The sequence below is a fragment of the Crystallibacter degradans genome (genome assembly GCF_012952295.1).
Lineage (GTDB): Bacteria > Actinomycetota > Actinomycetes > Actinomycetales > Micrococcaceae > Crystallibacter > Crystallibacter degradans.
This window is the reverse complement of record NZ_JABBCH010000004.1, coordinates 313,952-330,604: the sequence shown is the minus strand read 5'-3', so window position 1 is coordinate 330,604 and position 16,653 is coordinate 313,952. Positions and strand designations below refer to the sequence as shown.

16 protein-coding genes are annotated in these 16,653 nt (G+C 66.4%); 2 read left to right on the top strand and 14 right to left on the bottom strand.

Annotated elements, in window-relative coordinates; all coding sequences use genetic code 11:
- Window positions 1-38: 38 nt before the first annotated feature.
- The 6 genes from rdgB to clpS form a co-directional block, all read right to left on the bottom strand.
- Window positions 39-674: an RdgB/HAM1 family non-canonical purine NTP pyrophosphatase gene (rdgB, locus tag HGO92_RS10145; protein ID WP_169994355.1), complete on the bottom strand. Its 636-nt coding sequence runs from the start codon at window positions 672-674 to the stop codon at window positions 39-41.
- On the bottom strand, window positions 671-1,441 hold the full coding sequence (rph, locus tag HGO92_RS10140) for a ribonuclease PH (RefSeq protein WP_169994353.1): 771 nt from the start codon (window positions 1,439-1,441) through the stop codon (window positions 671-673). Before rph ends, rdgB begins: the two co-directional genes overlap by 4 nt.
- 58 nt (window positions 1,442-1,499) lie before the next feature.
- Window positions 1,500-2,294 (bottom strand): MBL fold metallo-hydrolase, encoded by a 795-nt coding sequence (locus HGO92_RS10135; RefSeq protein WP_169994351.1) that lies wholly within the window; start codon window positions 2,292-2,294, stop codon window positions 1,500-1,502.
- Window positions 2,291-3,259: a glutamate racemase gene (gene murI / locus HGO92_RS10130; RefSeq protein WP_346768910.1), complete on the bottom strand. Its 969-nt coding sequence runs from the start codon at window positions 3,257-3,259 to the stop codon at window positions 2,291-2,293. Before murI ends, HGO92_RS10135 begins: the two co-directional genes overlap by 4 nt.
- Window positions 3,260-3,376: 117 nt before the next feature.
- Entirely contained in the window at window positions 3,377-3,952 is a 576-nt protein-coding gene (locus HGO92_RS10125) for a DUF2017 domain-containing protein (RefSeq protein WP_169994347.1), read from the bottom strand.
- A 2-nt stretch (window positions 3,953-3,954) separates the two neighbouring features.
- Complete coding sequence (gene clpS / locus HGO92_RS10120; protein WP_169994345.1) at window positions 3,955-4,308, bottom strand: ATP-dependent Clp protease adapter ClpS; 354 nt, start codon at window positions 4,306-4,308, stop codon at window positions 3,955-3,957.
- A gap of 87 nt (window positions 4,309-4,395) precedes the next feature.
- On the opposite strand from clpS, the gene HGO92_RS10115 reads away from it, so the two are divergent.
- The gene (locus tag HGO92_RS10115) at window positions 4,396-5,736 is read left to right on the top strand and encodes a nicotinate phosphoribosyltransferase (RefSeq protein WP_346768909.1); all 1,341 of its coding nucleotides are present in this window, start codon (window positions 4,396-4,398) and stop codon (window positions 5,734-5,736) included.
- On the top strand, window positions 5,733-6,365 hold the full coding sequence (locus tag HGO92_RS10110) for a nicotinamidase (protein ID WP_169994343.1): 633 nt from the start codon (window positions 5,733-5,735) through the stop codon (window positions 6,363-6,365). The genes HGO92_RS10115 and HGO92_RS10110 overlap by 4 nt, the downstream gene beginning before the upstream one ends.
- 27 nt (window positions 6,366-6,392) lie before the next feature.
- On the opposite strand, the gene HGO92_RS10105 is transcribed toward HGO92_RS10110, so the two are convergent.
- From HGO92_RS10105 to HGO92_RS10070, 8 genes are all read right to left on the bottom strand, one after another.
- A complete protein-coding gene (locus HGO92_RS10105; protein ID WP_169994341.1) occupies window positions 6,393-8,174 on the bottom strand; it encodes a DEAD/DEAH box helicase in 1,782 nt (593 codons plus the stop codon).
- Window positions 8,171-9,598 carry an MFS transporter gene (locus tag HGO92_RS10100; RefSeq protein ID WP_169994339.1) on the bottom strand — a complete coding sequence of 476 codons (1,428 nt, stop codon included), beginning with the start codon at window positions 9,596-9,598 and terminating at the stop codon, window positions 8,171-8,173. Before HGO92_RS10100 ends, HGO92_RS10105 begins: the two co-directional genes overlap by 4 nt.
- An 84-nt stretch (window positions 9,599-9,682) precedes the next feature.
- Window positions 9,683-9,991: a DUF3039 domain-containing protein gene (locus HGO92_RS10095; protein ID WP_169994337.1), complete on the bottom strand. Its 309-nt coding sequence runs from the start codon at window positions 9,989-9,991 to the stop codon at window positions 9,683-9,685.
- 99 nt (window positions 9,992-10,090) lie between these two features.
- Window positions 10,091-11,662: a transporter gene (locus HGO92_RS10090; RefSeq protein ID WP_169994335.1), complete on the bottom strand. Its 1,572-nt coding sequence runs from the start codon at window positions 11,660-11,662 to the stop codon at window positions 10,091-10,093.
- A complete protein-coding gene (locus HGO92_RS10085) occupies window positions 11,644-12,507 on the bottom strand; it encodes an ABC transporter ATP-binding protein (RefSeq protein ID WP_169994333.1) in 864 nt (287 codons plus the stop codon). The genes HGO92_RS10090 and HGO92_RS10085 overlap by 19 nt, the downstream gene beginning before the upstream one ends.
- Entirely contained in the window at window positions 12,494-13,669 is a 1,176-nt protein-coding gene (locus HGO92_RS10080) for an oxidoreductase (protein ID WP_169994331.1), read from the bottom strand. Before HGO92_RS10080 ends, HGO92_RS10085 begins: the two co-directional genes overlap by 14 nt.
- Window positions 13,670-13,680: 11 nt before the next feature.
- A complete protein-coding gene (locus HGO92_RS10075) occupies window positions 13,681-14,649 on the bottom strand; it encodes a tetratricopeptide repeat protein (RefSeq protein ID WP_169994329.1) in 969 nt (322 codons plus the stop codon).
- 61 nt (window positions 14,650-14,710) lie between these two features.
- Window positions 14,711-16,432, bottom strand: a complete 1,722-nt coding sequence (locus tag HGO92_RS10070; RefSeq protein ID WP_169994328.1) for a DUF8094 domain-containing protein — start codon at window positions 16,430-16,432, stop codon at window positions 14,711-14,713.
- Window positions 16,433-16,653: the final 221 nt, after the last annotated feature.

Below are 16,653 nucleotides of genomic sequence, written 5' to 3'. Positions count from 1 at the left end.
CCGAACGGCGCGTCTGTGCCGTGACGAAGACCACGGACTCAGCTCAGGGCTTTGACCAGGTGCGGCAGCAGTGCCCGGAAGGCCTGCCCGCGGTGGCTGATGGCGTTCTTTTCCTCCGGCGACAGTTCGGCACAGCTGCGGTCCATGCCCTCGGGCCGGAGGATCGGGTCATAGCCGAAGCCGCCGGCGCCGCGGGGTTCGGTCAGGAGCGTTCCGCGAAGCCTGCCTTCCACCACGGCGTTCATGTTGGCCGAGACAACGCTCGCCGCGCAGACGAAGGACGCCGCGCGGTGTTCGGGTCCGATGTCTTCGAGCTGGGTCAGCAGGAGCTTCAGGTTGGCGGCGTCGTCGCCGTGCGAACCGGCCCAGCGGGCCGAAAAGATGCCCGGAGCCCCGCCGAGGACATCGACCTCAAGGCCGGAATCATCGGCGACGGCAACCAATCCGGTCGCTTCCGCCACGGCCCGTGCCTTGAGCAGGGAGTTCTCTTCGAAGGTGACCCCGGTTTCCTTCACATCGGGCACGCCGGCGGTGGCTGCATCGATCACCTGGGTGTCGACGTCGAGACCGGGGACTTGTCCGCGCAGCAACTCACGCAGTTCACGCAGCTTGCCGGGGTTCCGGGTGGCCAGGACCAGGCGAGCTGCACCTTCGTGCTCGGCCGAGCCGCTCATGCGCTCTCCCCTAGCGTCTCGCGCTGGATCTGAGCCAGTTCGACGGTGCCGGCGAGAGCGAGATCCAACAGGGCGTTCAATTCGTCCCGGTCAAACGGCGCGCCCTCGGCGGTGCCCTGGACTTCGACGAACTTTCCGGACCCGGTAACGACGACGTTCATGTCCGTCTCGGCGCGCACATCTTCCACGTAGGGCAGATCGAGCATGGGCACTCCGTCGATGATGCCCACGCTGACTGCTGCCACCGTATCGATCAGCGGCTGGGCATTGCGGGCCACCAGCTTGTTTTCCTTGGCCCAGCGCAACGCGTCGGCCAGCGCCACATAGGCCCCGGTGATGGCAGCGGTACGGGTTCCGCCGTCGGCCTGCAGGACGTCGCAGTCCAGCACAATCGTGTTTTCGCCCAGGGCCTTAAGGTCAATGATGGAGCGCAGGGAACGGCCGATCAGCCGCGAAATCTCGTGGGTGCGGCCGCCGATCTTGCCCTTGACGGATTCGCGATCGGAGCGGGTGTTCGTGGCACGGGGCAGCATGGCGTATTCGGCCGTGACCCAGCCACGGCCTTCGCCCTTGAGCCAGCGCGGCACGCCTTGGGTCAGGGAAGCGGTGCACAATACCCGGGTGTTGCCGAATTCGATCAGCGCCGAGCCTTCGGCCTGGTTGGACCAGCCCCGGGTAATGCTGATGGGCCGCAGCTGGTCCGGCGTGCGTCCATCGGCACGGACGATGGCGGTGGGCAGGGCGGAGCTCGAATCAACTGAAGTCATGAATCCAGCTTATCCGCACGGCCAACGCTCAGACGACGTAGCTGACTCCGGCCAACGCTCAGACGACGTAGCTGACTCCGGCCACGGCCACGGCCAAACCGCCCGAGTAGGTCTCACGGGCTTCTTCGACCGTGCGCACGGAATCGTTCCACACCGGCAGATGGGTCAGCAGCAACCGGCTGACATTGGCCTTGGTCGCCGCGGCACCGGCCCGCTTACCCGTCAGGTGGATTCCTTCAATGGCGTCATCTCGGCCCTCATGGTAGGCCGCCTCGCAGAGAAACATATCCGAATCCTGAGCGGCTTCGACCAGTGCGTCGCAGCTGTCCGTGTCGCCGGAATAGGTCAGGATCTTTGTGACCGGACCGTTGGGGCCTTGCTCGGTGGCTTCGACGCGCATGGCGTACGCCTCGTCCACCGGGTGGCGCACGGCGTACGGGGTGATGGTGAAGGGACCCAGCTTGACGGTTTCCCGGTCCGTCCAGTTATGAAAGTTGAACTCTTCGTGCATGCCCGGGTCCAGCTCTAGTCCGTAGGCGGTGGCCATGCGGTCCGCGGTGGCGGCCGGCCCCCACACCGGGATGCGGCCCTTTGACCAGCCGTCCGGATGCCAGCGCACGGCAACATGCAACCCGCACAGATCCATGCAATGGTCCGGATGCAGGTGGCTCAGGAAGATCGCGTCGATGTCTTCCAGGTCCATGTAACGCTGCGCCGTTCCGAGCGCACCGTTGCCCAGGTCCAGCAGAATCCGCCAGGTCCTTTCGCCGTCGTGAGCCGACACCAGATAGCAGGAAGCAGGCGACAGCGGGCCCGGGAAGGAACCGGTGCAGCCGATAATGGTCAGGTTCATATCCCCGCGTCCTCACGCCCGGCCCCGACGAAATGCGACAGTGGGGAGCTCCCGTTCCTACCGTTCCCGGACTTCGCCGCAGCGATCATTTCGTCGGTAATCCGCGCCATGGCTCCGGTGGGATACTGCGCCGCTACCCGGTCCACATGCTCCACGGTGCGGACCTCGGGCCCCAGGAAGCGCCTGGCCAGAACCTCGAACGCGGCCGCGTCGCCGGTGGCAATGAAGTGGTGCTGCGGGGGCAGGCCATCCTGGCGAAGGAGGTCGTGGCGCACCAGCGCACGGTAGACGTCCTTGGCGGTTTCCTCGGCGCTGGAGACCAGGGTGACGCTGTCCCCCATCACATAGGAGATGACGCCGGTCAGCAGCGGATAGTGGGTGCAGCCGAGCACCAGGGTGTCGATGTCCGCCGTTTTCAGCGGCGCAAGATACGCCTCGGCCGTGGACAGGAGCTGGTCCCCCGCTGTGACGCCGGCTTCCACGTATTCGACAAACCGCGGGCAGGCAACCGACGTGACATCCAGATGCGGCGCGGCTGCAAAGGTGTCTTCGTAGGCGCGGGAGCCGACGGTTGCGGAAGTACCGATGACGCCGATCCGGCCGCTGCGGGTCGAGGCAACGGCGCGGCGGACTGCCGGCTGGATGACTTCGATCACCGGAATTCCGTAGCGGGCGGTATAGCGTTCCCGCGCATCGCGCAGCACGGCCGCGGAGGCCGAGTTGCAGGCGATGACCAGCAGTTTGACGCCAGAGTCCACAAGTTCATCCATCACGCCTAAGGCGTTGGCGCGCACTTCGGCGATCGGCAGGGGTCCGTAGGGGCCGTTCGCGGTATCCCCGACGTACAGCACGGACTCCTGCGGCAACTGGTCTATGACAGCACGCGCTACGGTCAGCCCACCGACGCCCGAATCGAAAATGCCGATGGGGGCAGAGGGTTGGCTGTTCTTCAAAGTCGCACTCACGTCCGGGCTCATGATCTAACGAGGATAAGTCCTGGCCGCGCTATTGCAGAACTTCCGCGCATCGGCTGTAAGCCATCTCACAGTCCGATGACGCTGCACGAAGCCCGCAGGCAGACGTCAACTGACCGATCCGGGCCTGCCCAGTCCGTCCAGCAACGCCTGCATCAAGGTCTCCTGCAGCCACGTCATGAAGTTGTAGACCAGGGCCAGGTAGGTGTCCAGATCCTCTGCCTGGGACCAGTCGTCGATGCCGTGCAGGGCCTGGGCGTCTTCATCCGTTTCGATCTTGAGCCGGTCCGCCAGCACCAGCCGGACATCATTGACCGCGCGGGCGAAGAGCCGGGCCTGCTCGGCAGTCAGCTGGACGTGGCTCTGCTCCAGCAGCAGCGAGCTGGCGCGCAGCGCCGCCACTTTGTCTTCCCGCAGGGAACGTTCGGTGAGCCGACGGAACTCGAGCGCCTCGCCGTCGTCGTTCTTCACCGCATCCGGCAGCAGGCGCAGCAGGGCGCTGTCCTCGGGCTTGACGGCCTTGCTATCCAGCCCGACCATGGCTGCCAGCGGGTCCTCGTCGGCAATCCCCTCGCGCTCGAGCATGCTGATGATGTCCTCGAACAGCCGGCGGATCAGATCCCGCTCCGCCGCTTCCAGCTCGCCGGTAATGCCCTTGCGTGTGTTCCTGAATGCCTTGGCCATACTTACGCCTGGTCCGCCTTCTGGTACGTGGCCCACAGGCCGAATGAATGCATTGCCACGGTGTCCCGCTCCGCCTTTTCCCGGGTGCCGCTGGCCACCGCCGACTTGCCCTGCCGGTGCACCTCGAGCATCAGCTTGTTGGCCCTGGCTTCCGAGTAGCCGAAGTAGCTTTGGAAGACGTAGCTGACATAGCTCATGAGGTTGACCGGATCATTCCAGACAATAACCACCCAGGGCACGTCCGTTGCCGAGAGCTCCTCGACTTCGGCGTCCCGGGCCGTTTCTGCTTCGGCGTCGACGATGGTGTTGACCACCACCGCGGGCAGGGCGAAATCAGGGTAAATGCTCGACGTCATGACTTCCATTGTAGGCTTCAGGACTCCCCGCGCCGCTTTGGCCGTGCCGGGTACTCAGACGGCGAACACCGGATTAGAGTTTGTGGTGTGAGTACCGAATCCGGCTGGGTTCCTCCCAGCACGTCCTTGTATACCGACCACTACGAGCTGACCATGCTGCAGGCCGCCCTGCGCTCCGGAGCTGCCCACCGGCGCTCCGTCTTCGAAGCGTTCGCCCGCAGGCTGCCGGACGGCCGCCGCTACGGCGTGGTCGCCGGCACGGGCCGGATCCTTGAAGGCATCCAGAACTTTACGTTCCCCGAAGCCCAGCTCGATTTCCTGGCCCGGACTAAAGTGGTCGACTCCACCACTCTCGACTGGCTGGCGGATTTCAAGTTCAGCGGGGACATTTACGGCTATGCCGAAGGCGAAGCCTACTTTCCGTACTCGCCCATCCTCATCGTCGAAGCTTCCTTCGCCGAAGCCTGTGTGCTCGAAACCTTCATCCTTTCCGCACTGAACCATGACAGCGCCATCGCCTCGGCAGCGTCCCGGATGACCAGCGCGGCCGGCGCCCGGCCCTGTATCGAGATGGGTTCGCGGCGCACGCAGGAAGAATCCGCCGTGGCCGCCGCGCGGGCAGCGGTGATCGCGGGGTTCACCAGCACCTCCAACCTGGAGGCCGGCTTCCGCTACGGGATCAAGACCGTGGGCACCGCTGCCCATTCGTTCACCCTGCTTCATGACAGCGAGCGGGCGGCCTTCGAGGCCCAACTGGCTTCCCTCGGCAAGGGCACCACGCTGCTGGTGGATACGTACGACGTCGAAAATGCCGTCCGGACGGCCGTTGAGCTGGCCGGTCCGGAGCTCGGCGGCGTGCGGCTGGACTCGGGCGATCTGGTCACGCAGGCCCAATGGGTCCGCAAGCTGCTGGACGATCTGGGCAACCACAACACGCATATCACCGTCACCTCTGACCTGGATGAGTTCGCGATCGCGGCCCTGGCCTCCGCCCCGGTGGACTCCTACGGCGTAGGCACGGAACTAGTCACCGGTTCCGGGGCCCCGACGGCGAGCATGGTGTACAAGCTGGTCAGCCGCGACGACGACAACGGAAACCCCGTGCCGGTGGCAAAAGCGGCGAAGAACAAGGTTTCCGTCGGTGGCCGCAAGTACGCCCTGCGCCGGCTGAATGAACGCGGGACCGCCACCGCGGAAATCGTCGGCATCGGCCACCGGCCGAAGGACGACGGCAATGACCGCGCGCTGATCGAACAGTTCATGAAGAACGGCGAGCTGCTGCCGGGCTGGACCGGTGCCGAAGGCGTCGAACGTGCGGCCGAGCGGCACCACAAATCAATGGCCGAACTGCCCGGCACCATCCGCCGCCTGCAGCGCGGCGAAGCGGTAATCCCCACTGAGTTCGAGGAGTTTGAGGAGAAATCATGACCCGTGCACTGGTAATTGTGGATGTGCAGAACGATTTCTGCGAAGGTGGCTCGCTGGGTGTCGACGGCGGCGCCCGGGTTGCCGCGGACCTGAGCGAGCATCTTGAGGCCCATGGCATCAACTACGACTTCGTGGTGGCGACCCAGGACTGGCATATCGATCCGGGCACCCATTTCTCCGAGACGCCGGACTTCGTCGACAGCTGGCCCCCGCACTGTGTGGCCGGCACCAAGGGCGCGCAGCTGCACCCGGACCTGGACACCGACGAGATCGACGCCTACTTCCGCAAGGGCGCCTATGCGGCTGCCTACTCCGGCTTCGAGGGCCTGCTCGCCCCGGAAGACGAGGTGGCCACCGGCGACCTGGAGGACGACGGCGACGAGGACGATGCGGAGGTACTCAGCCTGGATGACTGGCTGCGCCAGAACGAGGTGGACGAAGTGGTGGTCGCAGGCATCGCCACGGACTATTGCGTCCGCGCCACCGCCCTGGACGCCGTGCAGGCCGGCTACTCGACGTCCGTCCTGCTGGATCTGACGGCCGGCATCAACGAGGAGCGGGTGGCCGAGACGATCGCGGAGCTCGAAGACAACGGTATCGAGGTAGTCCAGGAACAGGTTCAGAACTGACCCTTGCCAACAGGGTCTACCTGGCGCCTACTTGCGGCCGATAAACCAGTCCTGGAGCTTCTTCAGCCGCTTGTTGAGCTGTTCCTCATTGGCCTGGGCCACTGCGGGGCCGCCACAGATGCGGCGCAGTTCGGAATGCACCATGCCGTGCGGCATGCCGGAGCGTGCGGACCAAGCTGAAACGTTCTTGGCCAGCTGGCCGCGCAGTTCCGTCAGCTGCCGGTGGTCCACCACCTGCGGTTCGGGTTCCGCGGCGGCGCCGCTGCGCAGGCGTTTGCGGGACTGCTGCTCCTGCTGGCGCTGGCGCAGCAGCGTGCCCACCTGCTCCGCATCCAGCAGGCCGGGAATGCCGAGGAAGTCGAGCTCGTCCTCGGAACCGATTTCGCCGCCTGTGCCGAATTCGCCGCCGTCGAAAAGCACCCGGTCGAACGAAGCCTGGGACTCCAGCGCCTCGTACTTGCCCTTGGTCAGCGAGTCCGAAGCCTTGTCCTCCCGGTTCGCGGCCTCCATCAGGCCTTCTTCGGGGACGAAGCCCTCGTCATTGTCTTTGTCGGGGCGGTCCAGCGCGTGGTCGCGCTCCAGTTCCAGCTGGTTGGCCAGGGCCATCAGGTTGGGCACGGAGGGCAGGAACACCGAAGCGGTTTCGCCCCGCGTCCGGGCACGCACAAAGCGTCCGACCGCCTGGGCGAAAAACAGCGGCGTCGCGGTGGAGGTGGCGTACACGCCCACGGAGAGGCGCGGCACGTCGACGCCTTCGGACACCATGCGCACGGCCACCATCCAGCGGCTGTCCGAGGCAGAGAACTCTTCGATCTTCTCGGAGGCCCCCGCATCGTCGGACAGGATCACGGTGGGCGATTCGCCGGTGATCCGGCTGAGTTGTCCGGCGTAGGCACGGGCGTCCTCGTGGTCCGTGGCGATCACCAGTCCGCCGGCATCCGGGACGGCACGGCGGACTTCGGTCAGGCGTTTGTCGGCCGCCGCCAGCACCGAGGGAATCCACTGCCCCTGCGGGTTCAGCGCGGTCCGCCATGCCTGCGCAGTGATGTCTTTGGTGACAGCCGCCTCGCCGAGAGAGGCCGCGTATTCTTCGCCCGCGCTGGTACGCCAGCGCATCTGCCCGGAATACGCCATGAACATCACCGGGCGGACCACATGGTCGCGCAGCGCATTGCCATAGCCGTAGGTGTAGTCGGACTTCGAGCGGCGGATGCCGTCCTTGTCCTCGGCGTATTCGACGAACGGGATGGCCGCCGTGTCCGAGCGGAAGGGCGTACCGGTCAGGGCCAGGCGGCGGGTAGCCGGTTCGTATGCCTCGCGGATGCCGTCGCCCCAGCTGAGCGCGTCGCCGCCGTGGTGGATTTCGTCCAGGATGACCAGCGTCTTGGCGGCCTCGGTCTTGGCCCGGTGCAGCATCGGCTTCATCGCCACCTGCGCATAGGTCACGGCCACGCCGATGAAGTCGCGGCCATGGGCGCCGTCGGAATTTTTGAAGTTCGGATCGATGGACAATCCTACCCGCGCCGCGGCATCGGCCCACTGGCGCTTCAGGTGGTCCGTCGGAGCGACGACGACGATGCGGTTGATCGTCCCGCGCTCCACAAGCTCGGTCGCAACCCGGAGCGCAAACGTGGTCTTACCGGCGCCGGGAGTAGCAACCGCCAGGAAGTCCTGCGGTGCCATGGAGAAGTACTTCTCCAGCGCTTCGGCCTGCCACTGGCGCAACTTGGGTGCGGTACCCCAGGCAGCCCGTTCGGGGTAGGCGGGGGGTAGCGCCGGTCCGGAACCGAAGAGAGTGTCTTGGCTCATACTTTGCGAAACTCCTTGCGGTTTGCAGCTAATGGATCCTGTTCAGCACTGCGCCAGCCAGTGTACATGGCGGCCGCGGCGAAGACGGCCAGTGCGAGCCAGATCACCACGTACACGCCGGTGTCCGCGGGGTTGTCCGGGTTCCGCAGCAGCGCGAACAAACTCCCGGCTCCCGCGGTACCGACCACGCCGCCCAGCTGGTCCGCCAACTGCAGCGACGCCGAGTTCCGGCCCCGCTCGGCCGGAGCGGACATCTTCAGAATCATGACCGACGTCGTGGACAGCGCCATGCCCATGGAGAAACCGGCGATTCCCCACACGAGAATCAGCAGCCAGAAAGGTGCCTCCGGGTTGGTCAGCAGCGACATCAGTCCCATGGCGGCCGCGAGCACGCCGGAACCGATGACCAGCAGCCAATGCCGGTCTGTACGCACCCGCGCCTGCACGAACGAGCCGATGCTCCAGCCCACCGCGCCCGAAGTCAGCGCCAGGCCTGCCGTCGCCGGCGAGATGCCGTGGGAAGCCACCAGCATCAGCGGGATGAAAGCTTCGGCGCCGAAGAACGCGAGGTTGATGAAGCCGCGGGTGGCGACGACACTGGGCAGCCCACGCTTCAGGCGCAGTGTGCCGGCCGGCATGAGACCCGGCAGGGCCAGCAACGCCAGCACGGTACCGACGCCCGCCACGGCATAAAGTGCTGCGGCCGATCCCGCCTCCGGCGTCTGGACTGCCCGGTACAGCGCCCATTGGGCCAGGAACACGCCGCCGGCCAGGACCAGTCCGCGGACAACCTGCTGCTTGCCCAGGCGCCGGTCCATGGTCGGCTCTTCCGGCGCGCCGAGATGGCGCACCGAGGGCCAGATCACCAGCACCGCCAGCAGCACGATCGGTGCCACGCCGTAGAAGACCAGCCGCCACGACAAGTACTGCGCCAGCAGTCCGGCCACGTAGGGGCCGATCAGGGACGGCACCACCCAAGCCGCCGCGAGCCAGCCGAAAATGACCGGCTGCACCTGCTGGGGGTACGCCTGCCCGATGATCACGTAGACCGCCACGATCAGAAAGCCGCCGCCGAGCCCGGCAACGGCCCGCCCGGCGGTGAAGAGCCAGAACGTATCTGCCACGCCGGAGAGCACCAGGCCCGCCACCATCAGCCCCAGGCCAATGCCCAGCGAGGGCGTCGGGCCTCTGACGTCGCACCAGATGCCGGCGATCACGGTGGCCAGCAGCGAAGCGGTCAGGAACATGGAGAACGCCAGCCCGTAGCTGGACTGCCCGTGCAGCTCCTGCGCGACCACCGGCATCGCCGTGGCGACTGCCATCGCTTCGAACGCGGTCAGCGTGATGATGGCCAGCAGCCCAATAGTCAGCGACCGGTAAGCAGCGGACATCGCTCCCTGTGCGGCGGCTGGTGGTTCGCTCATCTGGTAATCAGTACATACTTTCAGGCAGCGGGCAACGGCCGCCGGATGGAACGTCCGGCGGCCGCAGGTGAACGGAGGACAGGCTTACTTCTTCCCGGAATCGTCGCTTCCGGAACGCAGGCCTTCGTAGATTTCCTTGCACTCGGGGCAGACCGGGAACTTCTTGGGATCGCGGCCCGGCGTCCAGACCTTGCCGCACAGGGCAATCACCGGCTCGCCGGAGAGCGCGGACTCCATGATCTTCTCTTTGCGCACATAGTGGGCAAAGCGCTCCCGGTCTCCGGGCTCGAGTTCCTCGCGCTGCTCTTCGCGTTCAATGGTCGCGGTGGAACCGCCCGGCCCCGAAGGATCGCGGTACGGGTCGTTTTCGAAGGGATCAGGAGGCAAAGTCATGTGTCCATCTTACCCGTCGATTCCCCGCACCCTCGGTGCGAACGACGGCGGAGCCCAAGGCCCCGCCGTCGTTATTTGGACTTTTGCACACAGCGGAGGCTACTTGTTGACGGCCACGGCCTGCAGCAGTTCGGGGGCCCGGCGGTCGTACCACTTCCCTCCGGCCCGCAGCCCCACAAAGAGCAGCACGGCGCCCAGCACCAGTCCGACAGCCAGCGCCGCCCAGCTCCAGATTGCGTCGCCGGTGAGCATGGCGGCCAGCAACAGGCCGGCCTCCGGGAGCACCAGCAGCAGCTGGACCGCCATGCCGCCCATCTGCACAATCATCATCCGGGCCGTCGAGCCGGGCGGAGTCTTGAAGGGGCTCTCCCCCGGCAGCGGGACGTTGTAGGTGTAGCGGGCCGACACCACGCTGGAGAGTCCGAAGCCGGTCAGCAGGGTGCCCAGCGACAGGCCCAGCACCCCGGGCAGCAGCTCCCAGCTGCCCAGCCAGAAGAAAGGAACGACGGCGAAAACCAGCGTCACCGGCAGCGCAAAGACCGCGCAGGCCACCACGCGCCCGGCCCGGTCCGCGAGGCCGCTGACGCCGGTGGTCAGGTGCAGGGCGAAGGCAGTGTTGTCATAGGAGATGTCGGCCGAGATGCCGAAGGCGAGCAGGAACGCCATGATCGGGCCGAGCCACATCATGAAGCTGAAATCGCCGCCCTGCGAGAAGGCGAAGAACATCACCACCGGGATCAGCGGAACGGAGATCAGCGAAGCGCCGTAGCGCGGATCCTTGAACCAGTAGGTGAGGGCCCGTGCCGCGATGGCACCGGTGGGCGTGCCGGGAAAACGGGAGAAGAAGCCCAGGCGGCCGCCAGCCCGGCGGGTGACCGCGTTGTACGGCGGCGTCACCAGGGCACGGGCCAGGCTGATTTTCCACAGCCAGGCGATCAGGGCCAGGAACGCCGCACCGATCGCGAACCGCGCCGCCGCCACGCCCCAGTTCGCCAGGGCCAGGTCGCCGGGCACTGCCCAGATGCTGCCCAGCGGCGTCCACGCGAGCGTGTCGGCCAGTGAGGGGAGGAAATCGCGCGAGCTCTGCAACCCCTCAGTGACACCGATGATGATCGGGCCCAGGAGCATCAGCGGAATGATGCCGATGATGCCGCTGAGGTCTTTGAACCGGCGGGAACTGGCCAGCGTGGTTGACGCTGACGTGGTCAGCCGGGAGAGCACAATGCAGGTCAGAACAGCGACGGCGGCGCAGGGTATCGCCGCGACCATCGCCACGGGCTGGCGCCACCACATGGCGGCCTGGCCCAACGCTGCCAGCAATGTGGCCAGGCCCGGAATACCGATAACACCGCCGATGGCCAGTCCCAGCAGCAGCTGCCGCATGGGCACGGCGAACGTGACAAAACGGGCCGGATCCAGTGTCATGTCGACGCCGGTGGCCACCATGGGGATCAGCGCCCAGCCCAGGAACGCGGCCGCACCGCCGAGGATGACGGCCATCCTTCCGATCCCGGGTTCGTGCGTGGCCAGCAGGACGAGCCCGGCGATGAGCAGCACCAGGACGCCCAGCGCATAGAGGCCGCCGAGGATGACGCCGACCAACTGCCAGGGGCTGCGCTTGAAGCCGTTGCGCAGCAGGGTCAGCTTGAGCCTTACGAGGTGCGCAACCACTCGAGCCCCTCCGCCTGGTTCCGTCCGCCGACCAACTGCACAAACCGGTCCTCGAGGCTGGCGCCGGCCCGGACCTCGTCCACGGTGCCGGCTGCCAGCACGTTGCCGTTGGCGATGACGGCAACGTGGTCGCACATGCGCTGGACCAGGTCCATCACGTGGCTCGAGACAATCACCGTGCCGCCCGAATCCACGTAATCGTGCAGAATGTCCCGGATGTTGGCCGCCGACACCGGGTCCACCGCCTCGAACGGCTCATCCAGCACCAGCAGCTTGGGGGCATGGATCAGTGCAGAAGCCAGCGCGATTTTCTTGGTCATGCCTGCCGAGTAGTCGACTACCAGCGTGCCCGCATCATTAGTCAGGTCCATCGCCCGCAGCAGGTCCGCGACCCGGCCGGCCACGGTCTCCCGGTCCATCCCGCGCAGCAGGCCCGCATAGGTGACCAGTTGCTCGCCGGTCAGGCGGTCAAAAAGCCGCACACCGTCAGGCAGCACCCCCATCAGCCGCTTGGCTTCCAGCGGCTGGGCCCATACGTCGACACCGTGCACCCACACCTGACCGTAGTCCGGACGCAGCAGCCCCGTTGCCATGGACAAAGAGGTGGTTTTGCCCGCGCCGTTGGGCCCCACCAGGCCGTAGAACGATCCCGCCGGCACATCCAGGTTCACGCCGTTGACGGCGATCTTCTCGCCGAAGCGCTTCGCCAGACCGCGGACGGCAAGCGCTGGTGCACGCGGGGGAACCGCGGCTGTCTCGGCCGGCTGGACCGGCTCGGCGTAGTCAGATGGTGCAGGAGAAGCCGTGCCGGAATCGGCAGGCGGCCAGGCGTCAGGGGATGTCATGAACCCACGGTAACAACGCCGGTTCCCTGTTCACATCATCCGCAAGGACTAAAAATTCTCCCTCACGGCTGCACGCTGGTACTGCGGGGCCCCAGGGCAGATCATGACCGAGTTCGACGGCGGCGCGCTGCCACCAATGCGGGTCACGCAAGGCGGCGCGCGCGATCAGGACGGCGTCCGCGTCGCCGTCGGAGATAATGCGGTGGGCATGGCTGGCCGAGGAAATCAGCCCCACCGCGCCGACGGGCAGCCCGGTCCGCTGCCGGAGCTCTGCGGCGAAGGGCACCTGGTATCCGGGAGCCAGCGGAATGCGGACACCGGGCACCGCGCCGCCGCTGGAAACATCAACGAAATCCACCCCGTGCTCGCGTGCGGCCGCCGCCATCCTCGAAACCGACTCCGGGTCCAGCCCGCCCGGGACCCAGTCCGAGGCCGAAACACGCAGCAGCAGCGGCATAGCATCGGGGATCACGCCGCGGACTGCGTCGATGACCGCAAGCAGCAGCTTTGACCGCTTCAGCTCGGATCCTCCCCAGGCATCGCCCCGGTTATTGACCAGAGGGCTGAGGAACTGGTGCAGCAGGTAGCCGTGGGCGCCGTGGATTTCGATGGTGTCGAACCCGGCCCAGACGGCACGGGCCGCGGCATCCCTGAAGTCCGTAATGACTTGTTGGATTCCGTTTTCGTCCAGTGCCTCCGGTGCGTCCAGTCCGCCGAACGGTTCGGTGGTCGGGGCGAGAGTCTGCCAGCCGCCTTCCGAGCGCGGGACACTTCCATGCTCGATGGCGAAAGGCCAGTAGGTGGAGGCCTTGCGGCCGGCGTGGGCAAGCTGAATGCCGATCTTCGCACCTGATGCCCCGTGCCGGTGGACAAAATCCGTGATCCGGTTCCAGGCGTCTGCCTGCGCGTCGGTCCAGATGCCGGTGTCACGGCCGCTGATGCGTCCTGCGCCGCTCACCGCCGTGGCTTCGGTCAGGATCAGTGCTGCTCCCCCCACCGCGAACTGGCCCAGGTGCATCAGATGCCAGTCGTTGGGCACACCCGGCGCATCCGCGCCGTCCACGGAGTACTGGCACATCGGTGCCACCCATCCGCGGTGCGCCAGCTCCAGACCCCGCAGGGTGATGGGGCTGAACAGTCCGGTTGTTCCGTCGGCAGCCACCGAGCCCGCCTTTAAAAAAGTGCCCGGGCCAAGGCCTGGCGGGCTTTGGAAACCCGGGGGTCCGTCGCCCCGACAACCTCGAACAGGTCCACCAGTCGCGCGCGTGCCGCATCGCGGTTGTCGCCGGCGTTCCGGGCGACAAACTTCACCAGCCGCGCGAACGCATCTTCGATATGGCCGCCGGATACATCCAGGTCCGCCACTGCCAGCTGTGCTGCCAGATCATCCGGGTTCTCCGCCGCGGCGGTGCGGATAGCTGCACCATCGGCACCCTCCAGGCGCTGCATCAGCTCAACCTGCGCCAGCCCGGTCTTGGCTTCATGATCGGCGGGCTGCTCGGCCAGCGCCTTGCGGTAGGCGGCGGCAGCGGCAGCAAAGTCACCGGCTTCGATCGCGTCGAACGCCTCCTGATGCAGAGGCGGCAGCGGCGGTTCGGCCGGGGGTTCCTCCTGTCCGTCGGCAGAACCGGCCCGCCCGGTCACTCCGTTGGCTTCAGCTACCTTGAGCAGTTCCTCCACGAAGGAGCGCAGTTCCTCTTCGCTGGCGAGGCCCTGGAACAGCGGAATGGGCTGGCCCTTCAGCAAGGCCACGGCCGCAGGCACGCTCTGCAGCTGGAACGCCTGCCCGATGCCGGGGCTGGCCTCCACGTCAACCCGCGCCAGGATGAACCGGCCGGCGTATTCGTCCGCCACCTTCTTGAACACGGCGGACAGTTGCTGGGCGATGTCGCTGTATGCGGCCGTGAGTTCCACGATCACCGGAACCTGCGCGGAAAGCTGGACCAGGGACGAGAAGCTTTCCTGATTGACGTCCACGATGTAGGGCACGCGTGCGCCGTTGCCGTCCTGACCGGCGGGCGCCGCGGTACCGGGCGCGTTGCCCGCCGGTTGCTGCGGCCGCTTGAGCGCGGACAGATCCACGGCTCCACGGAGATTAAGGGATGACGGCGCAGGGCCCTGCCCTGAAGCTGGAATGCTCATGACATCACACTAATACGGATCCTCGGGGCCTTCCGAATTCGGCGGGCAGGTGTGTTCGGACTTACTTCAGGCGGACGTCCACCAGATCCTGGGCCACGCCGATAACAGTGATCGGCTCCTTCGATCCTGCCGGCGGAACATAGATGGCTACGGACTCACCGTAAGTGACGTCCACGCCTTCCGTGGTGGTCTGCTCCCCTGCCAGCGCCGCGAACTCTTCGGAGAGCCCAACGGTGGCACCCGGCTCCGACGGAACGCTGCTCATGACGTTGCGCATGTAGCCGTAGACCATGGCCCCGCCGTCGGCCGTCTTCAGTGCCCGGACGGACTTCCCGTCGACGCTGCGGCTGAAGGAGATGTCCGCATTGTCGTTGGACGCGACCTGGTCCTTCTGGAAGGACGTGATCTGTTCGGCGAAGGTATTCTCCGCGACGGCTTCCTTGTTCTTGCCGTCCGTCAGGTAGCCGGCCAGCAGCTTCAGGGCATCTTGCGGCGCGTGCAGCAGTCCGTCCTTGCTATCAGCCGGTACCGAGGGGGAGCCGCCCTTTTCGGTGGAGACCTGGGGGAAAGTTGTTCCGGGCAGCATCTGCACCGCGTGGACCATCTTGTAGTTCTCCCGCGGCGTTGCCTGGGAGAGCACCACTACCTGCGGAACCGGGTTGTCGTCGCCCCGCGTCACCGCCACAACGGTTCGGGGCCACTCCGGGCCGCTGTCGACCATGGAGGTCAGAACCGGATCCGCGGCAACGGGCACGGGTGCCGCCACATCGCCATTCTCTGCCCGGACCTTGTAGTTGGCCTCGCGCAGTGCAAGTGCTGCACCGCCGACCCGGGCATTAAGTTCGCCGGCGTCGCGAGCAGCGTCACCGGCGGTGACAGCTCCGGCCACTGCATCCATGATGCGGTTCAACTGCCCGTCCAGCACGACGGGGTAGGTAGCCGCTGCCGCCTCGGGCGAAGCGGCGGGCTCGCCGGCGTGCGCCGGCACGACCTGCGCGGTCAGCGCCGTACCCGCAGCGAGCACGACGGCCAAGGCTCCAGCGCCGGAACGTCGCCCATCGGTACGGGATTCAGCTCTTCCGGCGGAGGCACCGGAGCCGCCCCCTGCTGCCACGCGGCGGCCGCTGACAACTGCGGTCTCGTCCAGGCTGCCGGCAGGCCGGTCACCAGGCCCACCGGCCGGGGCAGCTCCGCCACCACGGCGGGAAATGATGGCGATGGCCAGTCCGAGCACTGCCAGCAGCGCGCCAATAATGATCAGGGCGATGCTCCCGGGAGAAGTGGTGTCGTTCGGCCAGCTGACCGTAACGTTCGTGGGGGCGGGCTTGGTGCCGTCCGCGGCCAGCAGAATGGACCACTCGCCCTCGGCCGGTGCAATCCACCGGTGCTCGGTGCTTTGCGCGGCGGTCTCCTCGCTTACCCACAGATCCGAGCCTGCGGGGTTGGGAACCTTCGCGTCCCCCTCTACCGCGCTGCCCTGCAGTCGCCCGTCCGCTACGGCGGAAATTGACGTATGCGCGGCTTCGCCGACCCAGGCGTCAACGTCGCCGGCACGGCCCACTGCCAGGAAAAACTCTCCCTCGCCTTCAACCGTGATGTCCACGCGTTCATCATCCACGCCAAGCACGCCGGGCTCGATCACTGTCACCGGCGCCGTCGATTCAGCTGCTGAATAGCTCGCGGAAACTGTCTCCGGAGGTGCCCAGACGGTTCGCAGGGCGATTCCGAGCACCACGGCGAGGAGGCCGGCTGCAATCAGGGCCACTGCAATTTTTAAACGCACAAAAATACCTATCAATCGTCGCTGCGGGGCATGACGCCCGCGTCAAACCGCGGCGGAACGGGGTCAGTCCGCGGGTAGAAATGTCATCGCTCGTCATCGGCCGATCTTTTGTAACCCTATGGTAACGAAAAAGGCTGTTAGAGTGCCTTCTTGGTGACAGCCGCCACCCGGGCACCGGCGTTCGGCCCTGCCACCCGTGGTTGCTGCTGACAACCGCTGAT